Origin of the sequence: Roseovarius sp. A-2 (genome assembly GCF_002072155.1) — a bacterium.
GTDB lineage: Bacteria > Pseudomonadota > Alphaproteobacteria > Rhodobacterales > Rhodobacteraceae > Roseovarius.
In genome coordinates, this window is sequence record NZ_BDIY01000108.1 from 1 (window position 1) to 557 (window position 557).

Below are 557 nucleotides of genomic sequence, written 5' to 3' on the forward strand. Positions count from 1 at the left end.
CCCATTTGGGGCGCAACGCGGGGGTGGGGCCTCTCCAGTCGGGCTACGCCCTCCCTGCGAGCCCCCACCCCCGCGTTCTCATCCTGATTGACGCTGGATTCTCACCTTGTTTGTCGCGCGGCAAACGTCGGTGTTCTTGACGTTCATAGCGGCTTGGCGATCACGCACGGCGGCCCACAGCTCCTGGTCGATGATCCGCAGGTGCGGAACCTCGGTGATCACCCAATCGGCCTCCGGATTGAGCCGCGAGACCCGTTCGCCGGTATCGGGGTCTTTGACGTAAGCCAGCCGGTTCCAGATCTGCCGCCCGATATAGAGTTCGTTGTTGAGAGTGCTGGTGCCGCGTTCGCGGTTGCCGTGCAGGGTTGATGATCCTCGACCATCCGCGAAACGTCGTCCTCATCGGCGGCACCGGGACCGGCAAATCCCGCCTTGCCGTGAGCATCGCCCGGGCGTGCATCCGGCGCGGCAAACGGGGGCGCTTCTTCAACGTCGTGGACCTGGTGAACAAGCTGGATGCCGAAGCTCGTGCCGACCGACAGGGACGTACCGCAGAT

1 protein-coding gene and 1 pseudogene are annotated in these 557 nt (G+C 64.5%); one reads left to right on the top strand and one right to left on the bottom strand.

All coding sequences use genetic code 11. The annotated features are described in order from the left end of the window. Positions 1-78 precede the first annotated feature (78 nt). A complete protein-coding gene (locus BHD06_RS22800) occupies positions 79-363 on the bottom strand; it encodes a recombinase family protein (RefSeq protein ID WP_080459214.1) in 285 nt (94 codons plus the stop codon). 11 nt (positions 364-374) lie between these two features. On the opposite strand from BHD06_RS22800, the pseudogene BHD06_RS22805 reads away from it, so the two are divergent. Further along, positions 375-557 (top strand): annotated as a pseudogene (locus BHD06_RS22805) (ATP-binding protein); the annotation flags it as partial.